1 pseudogene is annotated in these 453 nt (G+C 54.7%); it reads left to right on the top strand.

Going from position 1 to position 453, the window contains the following annotated elements:
• A pseudogene (locus ABEH87_RS21685) lies at positions 1 to 300 on the top strand (hypothetical protein); the annotation flags it as partial.
• Positions 301 to 453 lie beyond the last annotated feature (153 nt).

Genomic DNA, 453 nt, shown 5'->3' on the forward strand with positions numbered 1-453 from the left:
GGCAGTGAACGTGGCGGGGTAAATGCCTACGTTGTAAATCGGCGTGTCGCATGGGCTGATAAGCGTGATAACCAGCGCTATGCGGCCTTCGATGCCCGTATTTTGGTCAGTGAGGCAGAGCAAGACGCGCCAATCGCAGATGAGCGGCCTCAGCTACGCCAGTTGCCTTCCCTATCACCGGGAGACATACAGCTTCCGCATGGAGATGGCCTTCCACCGCCAAGCCAACAACCACTTGTCGATGCAGACCTTCCAAGTCTTCCTCGTGAGGAGCAATTGGATTGGGTAGAGGGCAAGTGAACCGGTGTCTTTTACACACCGGTAGATCGCTTAGATTCGATTCTCAGCGGCGTGGTAGACCTCTTTATCGCGTCGAGCACCCACAGCGACAATGAGAACCTCCACTGCCCCCTGATCTACTCTATAGACGATTCGGGTATCTCCTACCCTTAT

It is taken from the genome of Erwinia sp. Eh17-17 (genome assembly GCF_039675725.1).
GTDB lineage: Bacteria > Pseudomonadota > Gammaproteobacteria > Enterobacterales > Enterobacteriaceae > Erwinia.